At 61.8% G+C, this 6,896-nt stretch carries 6 protein-coding genes and 2 pseudogenes; 3 read left to right on the top strand and 5 right to left on the bottom strand.

From position 1 onward, the window contains the following. Positions 1-366 (top strand): hypothetical protein (locus ASD50_RS23380; RefSeq protein WP_162251992.1); only part of this gene is annotated, 366 nt, incomplete at its 5' end. A gap of 132 nt (positions 367-498) precedes the next feature. On the opposite strand, the gene ASD50_RS08280 is transcribed toward ASD50_RS23380, so the two are convergent. Further along, entirely contained in the window at positions 499-747 is a 249-nt protein-coding gene (locus tag ASD50_RS08280; protein ID WP_056238696.1) for a hypothetical protein, read from the bottom strand. A gap of 156 nt (positions 748-903) precedes the next feature. On the opposite strand from ASD50_RS08280, the pseudogene ASD50_RS08275 reads away from it, so the two are divergent. After that, positions 904-1,610: pseudogene (locus ASD50_RS08275) on the top strand (SOS response-associated peptidase). Between the two features lie 3 nt (positions 1,611-1,613). On the opposite strand, the gene ASD50_RS08270 reads toward ASD50_RS08275, so the two are convergent. Continuing rightward, a complete protein-coding gene (locus tag ASD50_RS08270) occupies positions 1,614-1,877 on the bottom strand; it encodes a hypothetical protein (protein WP_056238694.1) in 264 nt (87 codons plus the stop codon). Between the two features lie 279 nt (positions 1,878-2,156). Between ASD50_RS08270 and ASD50_RS08265 the strand changes: the two genes are divergently transcribed. After that, positions 2,157-2,957 carry a class I SAM-dependent methyltransferase gene (locus ASD50_RS08265; protein ID WP_056238690.1) on the top strand — a complete coding sequence of 267 codons (801 nt, stop codon included), beginning with the start codon at positions 2,157-2,159 and terminating at the stop codon, positions 2,955-2,957. Between the two features lie 21 nt (positions 2,958-2,978). Here ASD50_RS08265 and ASD50_RS08260 read toward each other — a convergent pair whose 3' ends face one another. From ASD50_RS08260 to ASD50_RS08250, 3 genes and pseudogenes are all read right to left on the bottom strand, one after another. Continuing rightward, positions 2,979-3,695 carry a hypothetical protein gene (locus tag ASD50_RS08260; RefSeq protein WP_056238687.1) on the bottom strand — a complete coding sequence of 239 codons (717 nt, stop codon included), beginning with the start codon at positions 3,693-3,695 and terminating at the stop codon, positions 2,979-2,981. Between the two features lie 164 nt (positions 3,696-3,859). Next, positions 3,860-5,151: pseudogene (locus ASD50_RS08255) on the bottom strand (NCS2 family permease). A gap of 380 nt (positions 5,152-5,531) precedes the next feature. Next, positions 5,532-6,878 carry an ammonium transporter gene (locus ASD50_RS08250; RefSeq protein ID WP_056238685.1) on the bottom strand — a complete coding sequence of 449 codons (1,347 nt, stop codon included), beginning with the start codon at positions 6,876-6,878 and terminating at the stop codon, positions 5,532-5,534. Positions 6,879-6,896: the final 18 nt, after the last annotated feature.

Genomic DNA, 6,896 nt, shown 5'->3' with positions numbered 1-6,896 from the left:
CCCTCGGTGGCGTCTATCGTCGCGGTGGGCATTGTCGTTGCCATGTATGTGCAGGGCTTGGCGTCCAAGGTCGATAAGATCGAGGAAAACCGCCAAACCAGATCAGCTRCGGTGGACAAGAGCCTGGATCAGATTGGTGATCAGTTAAAGCCGCTCCAGAACCTCCCCTACAGAATGGGAATTGTRGAGCAGGGGCTTCTTCAGACGAACCAGCGCGTTGACGCCTATCTCCAGACCCTCGGAACGAAGATTGATGGTGTGAGCGACCGCGTGAACGGGCTATCCACGAAGGTTGAAGTCCTTGGCCAGAAGATCGACGCCATCACACCGCAGAAGCAGGCGGGGATAGAACAGCAAATCCGGTGATGATGTTCGCGGCGCAAACTGTTGACAGTCTGCCGGACGCGGCAGCAAGATAGAAATTCGGTCATTCGCCCTGACCGCTAAAAGCATACGCCCGCTCGGCTTCGGCTGGGCGGGTTTTTTTTGTTTCTGCTGTCAGCGCGTCCGGGCACGTTCCGCTGCGCGCAGGATCGCCAATGCGGCCTCGACCTTGGCGTTCTCTACGTCAGTCATCCGATGGGCCAACAGCAGTTTGCGCATTGCTCGACGTACTTCTGCAGGCGACCAGCCGCAGGCGTAGGCATCAGCCAGRAGAACATGCAACGCTGGTTCAAGAGCCTGTTCGCAATCAACATCCCTGTCAGGATAATCGTCCTGATTGCGTGGCGGGTCGATGGCGGTCATTGCAACGGGCCTCTTGGATGCCTATCGTCCAGCTTATGTGCGGACGTGTTCATGTCAAACGGTCGCTTGCCGACATGGTTGCAAAGTTCTCCTTTGCCGATCCTTCGGGCGCGGCNCGTTGCAGCCTGGACGTCTTGGATGCCTATCGTCCAGCTTATGTGCGGACGTGTTCATGTCAAACGGTCGCTTGCCGACATGGTTGCAAAGTTCTCCTTTGCCGATCCTTCGGGCGCGGCTGGGCTGGAGAACCAGTTTCCACGCTGGAATGGCGCTCCCCGACAGATGTACCCCATCATCGTTGTCGATGAGATTGAGAGGCGATCCAGCGCATTCGTAAAGGCGCGCTGGGGCCTCATCCCGCGATGGGTTACGGATGAGAGTGGCGGAAGACAGCCGATCAATGCCAAGGCAGAGACGATCAAGGTGCTGCCCTCGTTCCGCTCGGCATACCGCACTGGACGGGCGCTCATGCCCATCGACGGCTTTTTCGAGTGGAAGGACATTCACGGCACCGGCAAGAACAAACAGCCCTATGCCATTGCGATGAAGTCGGGCGCGCCGTTTGCCCTGGCTGCCATCCACGATGAGTGGGTGCATCCGACCACAAGAGAGGTCATCAAGACGTTCGCCGTAATCACCTGTGAACCGAACCGGATGATTGCCGATATCCATGACAGGATGCCCGTCATCCTGAAGCCGGAAGACTATGACCGCTGGTTGTTCGATCCCGATCGGCAGACCTCATGAAGCCGTTTCCCGATGAGCTCGTGACCATGTGGAAGGTTGGCAGCAAGGTCGGTAAGCCGGTGAACAACACGCCCGATATACTAGACCCACTCAGGGATGACCTGTTCGACCTGTGACGGCTATTCCATGTCCGGTACATCGCCAGCCGTGTACAGCGTGGTCGGCGCTCCATATTCCCCAAGATCGGGATTGGCGTCACGGCTCCATGCAATCACACCGGCATGCTTGTCGGCAAGTGAGCGCGCCAGCGTGACGGCGCGCTCCTCCGTCCTCTGGTCGGCGGGACCGAAGGCGGTGAACAGGTTGCCGTCATCGTCCTTGTCGAACGCCATGACGACAATGAGCTTGGGCATCTTCTGTTGAGGCAATACGTGGTCTGACATCTCGGGTCCTCAGTGGATGGCCGACGCGGTTCGCGTCTTGGTGGGAGGAAACCTGCGCCGGCCAGGCGTCCCCTCTCAGGTCCGCCGCTTGGAATAGATGGAGCGCCCTGCCCGTTTCGTCAAACCCCGGTAACGTCCCTCAACGATTTCAAACACTTGGTTTTAAGGCTGCATTAACCATGTAGCCATTGCGCGGCTTATTACGCCAGCTTGGCAAGCATGCGGCCGGGGTCTAGGATCGACGAGTTCCTGATATGCTCCATTCCAGGGGGCCTTCCGATGCCGTCAAGCTTCAACGTTCATGATGCGACGGGCTACGACCAGTTGATGGGTCGCTGGAGCCGGAAACTCGCATCCCCGTTCATCAAATTTGCCGGACTTGCCAAGGGCGAAAGGGTTCTCGACGTCGGCTGCGGCACCGGCAGCCTGACTTTCGCACTGGCCGCGTCTCCCGACCTCGAAGAGATCACGGCAATCGATTTCTCGCCTGTCTTTGTCGAGGCCGCGCGGCAGCGCAACACCGACCCGCGCGTGAAGATCAGCCAGGCCGATGCCTGCGCCCTGCCTTTCGATGACGGCATGTTCGATCGCGCCATGGCGCTGCTTGTGCTGCATTTCGTGCCGGATGCCGGCAAGGCCGTCGCCGAGATGCGCCGCGTCGTGCGTCCGGGCGGCGTCGTGGCAGCCGTGGTGTGGGATCACCTTGGCGGCATGCCCGGCATGCGCATGATGGTGGACACGGTAGCGGCGCTCGGCGAAGGCGGGCGGCAGCTGCGCGCCCGCTACTGCTTCCAGCCGATGATGCAGCCGGGCGAAATGAAGCGGACCTTTATGGAGCAAGGGCTGTCGGATGTTACGGAAACCGAACTGATGGTCCGCATGGACTACAGCAACTTCGACGACTACTGGGCGCCGATCGCCGCCGGCGAAGGCCCGCTGGGCAAATACATGACCACGCTGGATGATGCCGAGCGCGCGCGCATCGACGCGGCGATGCGCGACGCCTATGAAGCGGGCAGGCCGGATGGCCCGAGGTCGTTTGCCAATGTCGCCTGGGCCTGCCGTGGCATTGTCCGCTGAGTTCGGCAGGCAGGTGCCTGGCTACCAGTTCGCCGCGGCGGGTGTCCAAAGACCGAAATAAGGGCAGCCGAGGACATCCGCCTTGGTGCGGACGCCATCGACCATGGCCGGGTGCGTCATCTGCACCGCCCCGCACAAAGTCCAGTTGAACAGGATCTTGAAGTCGAACGCGTTCGCCCGAACGATGACCGAGCTGCCTCGCGGCAGCGAGGCAGGCATCTGCGCCGCCAGTTCCGGGTCGAGTTTGCGCAGTTGAATGAAGGTCTTGGCAGCCTTGGCCTCAAGACCCGCGCGGTCCGACTTCTGCATAGCGATGACGGAATCGGAAACCTTGCGCAGAAAGTCGACAGCGACGGGAACCTGGGGAAGCGTCTCGTTGTATCTACGTTCCAGGCTCTCCAAAACCTGATTTCCGTCCTGTGATGCGGGCATGAGCGCCCATACCGCCGAGACCATCAACGCCCCGAACAACACACCGATACCGATTGGCGGCAAGGAGTTCCTGATCGCGGGGCCAAGGGCGAAAATGGAGGGCTTTTTCTCAGGCTTGGGCGCAAAGGATGCTTCGATGGCGCTTATCGCAGCTTCGATGACGGCAGCGTTTGCCCCGCCATTCATCTGCCTGCCAACGGCGATCCGGGCGGCGGCGTAAATCTTCTCGCGTTCGGCAGGAGACCGGGCATCCCGATCGACGATCGCCTTGCGGATGGCTTGGGTGATTTTCTCCGGCTGCATCATGCCCTCTGTTCCGGGCGTGCCCTATCACGGAAAAGACGGGCGCTCCAACCCTTATCGACAGGGCGGGAACCGAACATTCGCGCGGTCAGACACCGGCGCGGTTTCGGCAGGCAGGAGACAAAAAAGCTGGCCCGGAAAAATCCGGGCCAGTTCTCGCAGCAAGTCTATTCGCTGACCATCGCAAAGCGGATGACGAACAGCGCGGCAACCAGCCAGGTTGCCGGATGAACGTCGCGGGCGCGGCCCGTCGCCGTCTTCAAGATGGCGTAGCTGATGAAGCCGAAGGCAAGGCCGTTGGCGATGGAATAGGTGAACGGCATCATCAGCGCCGTCAGCGCGGCAGGCGCTGCCTCGGTGATCTCTTCCCACTCGACCTCGACCAGTTCGCGCATCATCAGGCAGGCGACGTAAAGCAGTGCCGGCGCCGTTGCATAGACGGGAACCGAGCCAGCCAGCGGCGAGAAGAAAAGTGCCGCCAGAAACAGGAGCGCGATCACCAGCGCGGTCAGGCCCGTGCGGCCGCCGGCCTGAACGCCGGAGGCGCTTTCGACATAGGCGGTCGTGCTCGACGTGCCGAGCAGCGAGCCGGCGACGATCGCCGTGCTGTCCGCCAGCAAAGCGCGGCCGAGCCGGTTTGGCTTGCCCTCCTCGATGAGCTTGGCTCGCTTGGCGACGCCGATCAGCGTGCCGGTGGCGTCGAACACTTCGACCAGCACGAAAACGAGGATGACGTGCACCAGACCGCTGTGCATCGCACCGACGATGTCGAGTTGCAAAAAGGTTGGCGCGATCGAAGGCGGCATGGAAATGATGCCACCGAACTGGGTGACGCCGAGCACCATCGACAGGACGGTGATGATCAGGATGCCGAGCAGGATAGCACCGCGCACTTTAAGTGCGTCGAGCGCCGCGATGATGAAGAAGCCGAGGATAGCCAGCAGCGGCCCGGTCTTGGTCACATCGCCCAGCCCGACCAGGGTCGCCGGATTGTCGACGACGATCTCGGAACTCTTGAGCGCGATGATGGCGAGGAACAGGCCGATACCGGCGGCAATGGCGCTGCGCATGGAATGCGGAATGCCCGCGATCAGCCAGCTGCGCACCCCGGTCACGGTCAGGATCAGGAAGATGACGCCGGAAATGAAGACCGCGCCGAGCGCCTGCTGCCAGGTGAAGCCCATGGCCCCGACCACGGTAAAGGCGAAGAAGGCGTTGAGGCCCATGCCGGGCGCCATGCCGATCGGCCAGCGCGCCAGCATGGCCATGATGAACGAGCCGAGCGCTGCCGCGAGGCGGTTGCGACGAACACGGCATTGCGGTCCATGCCCGTGGTGGACAGGATCTCCGGGTTGACGAAGATGATATAGGACATGGTCAGGAAGGTTGTGACGCCCGCGATAACTTCGGTACGGACGGACGAACCTTCCTCCTTCAACTTGAAATAAGCTTCGAGCATTGCTGCTCCTCCTCTCGCTCCTCATTGCGACAGCGAACCGCGCCGGATGGTGGACGACAAACTGCCGAAATCCGGCATCCGTCTGAATCAATTGAGTTAAATCGACCTCACCAGCAGGTCAGGCACTTAAGGTCAGGACCTGTCACTCGTGCCCGTTGGCGCTCCCTCGCCCAATGGCACGCAACTTCTTCCCGTTGCGCCCTGCACGCAAGAGGCGAATCCCCCCGGCCAATCCGAAGCTGTTCGCGTTTTTGTTGAATGTCCCGGTGCTCCCGAAACAAAAAAGAGGCCCGGAACATGTCCGGGCCAAAAGTCCTGTCACGGAATGGATAACCGTGGCGGGTGGAATGGAGGCGGCCGGTCAGGCCGCCTTTTTGGGGTCAGGAATGGTAGGCCACTTCTCCGTGCGAGGTGATGTCGAGGCCCTGCGATTCGGTTTCAGCCGTGGGCCGCAAGCCGACAACCAGGTCGACGAGCTTGTAGAGGATCGCCGACACGACGCCGCACCACACGACCGTGACCAGAACGGCGAGGATCTGCGTCCACACCTGGCTGGCCATTGTGATGCCTTCGGCGTAGCCGACGCCGCCGAGCGAAGCCGAGGCGAAGATGCCGGTGCCGATCGCGCCGACGATGCCGCCGATGCCGTGCACGCCGAACACGTCGAGCGCGTCGTCGTAGCCAAGCTTGAGCTTCACCGTTGCGACGAAATAGTAGCAGACGACGGAGGCGATGGCACCGAGCACGATGGCGCCGACCGGGCCGACGAAGCCCGCCGCAGGCGTCACCGCCACCAGACCGGCAATGACGCCGGAGGCAGCGCCGAGCATCGAAGCCTTGCCGCGTGCGACTGTTTCAACGATCGCCCATGCGATGGCCGCGCCTGCCGTTGCCGTGAAGGTGTTGATCATGGCGAGCGCTGCCGTGCCGTTGGCGGCCAACGCCGAACCGGCATTGAAGCCGAACCAGCCCACCCACAGGATCGAGGCGCCGATCATGGTGAAGGGCATCGAGTGCGGAGCCATGTTGTCACGCCCGTAGCCGTGGCGCTTGCCGATCAAAAGCGCGCCGACCAGCGCGGCGATGCCGGCGTTGATATGGACGACGGTGCCGCCGGCAAAGTCGAGCGCGCCCCAGCCGAAGATGAGGCCGTTGGCGTCCCAAACCATATGCGCGATGGGGAAGTAGACCAGGCTGACCCACAACACGACGAACAGCAACACGGCGGAAAACTTCACCCGCTCGGCGAACGCGCCGATGATGAGGGCCGGCGTGATGGCGGCAAAGGTCATCTGGAAGCAGATGAACACGAATTCCGGAATGGTGCCGGTCTCCGATTCCCGCGTGACGCCGGCGAGGAAGACCTTGCCGAGCCCGCCCCAATACGGGCTGGTGCCGCCGCCGAAGGCGAAGGAGTAGCCCCACAGAACCCAGACGACGATGACCACCGCCGTGATCATGGTGCATTGCATGAGGATGGACAGCACGTTCTTCGAGCGGACCAGGCCACCGTAGAACAGCGCAAGGCCGGGCAGCGCCATGAACAGGACGAGGATGGTCGAAAGCATCATCCAGGTGGTGTCGCCGCTGTTGAGTGCCGGCACCGGAGCGGCAGCTTCGGCTGCGGCGGGCGCTGCTTCCTGTGCGAAGGCGGCAACGGACCCGAAAGCCGAAAGAGCGAGCGGCGCCAGCAATCCCGCCCGCTTGAGATTGGAAGGAATTCTCATTGATTTCTCCATTTGCAT

Origin of the sequence: Mesorhizobium sp. Root552 (assembly GCF_001427285.1) — a bacterium.
Classification (GTDB): domain Bacteria; phylum Pseudomonadota; class Alphaproteobacteria; order Rhizobiales; family Rhizobiaceae; genus Mesorhizobium.
The sequence above is the reverse complement of the archived record's forward strand: the minus strand, read 5'-3'. Positions and strand labels throughout refer to the sequence as shown.

Excerpts from the sequence above, each read along its gene's own strand:
- ASD50_RS08270 (WP_056238694.1), bottom strand. The coding sequence starts at position 1,877 with ATGTCAGACCACGTATTGCCTCAACAGAAGATGCCCAAGCTCATTGTC.
- ASD50_RS08265 (WP_056238690.1), top strand. The coding sequence starts at position 2,157 with ATGCCGTCAAGCTTCAACGTTCATGATGCGACGGGCTACGACCAGTTG.
- ASD50_RS08260 (WP_056238687.1), bottom strand. The coding sequence starts at position 3,695 with ATGATGCAGCCGGAGAAAATCACCCAAGCCATCCGCAAGGCGATCGTC.
- ASD50_RS08250 (WP_056238685.1), bottom strand. The coding sequence starts at position 6,878 with ATGAGAATTCCTTCCAATCTCAAGCGGGCGGGATTGCTGGCGCCGCTC.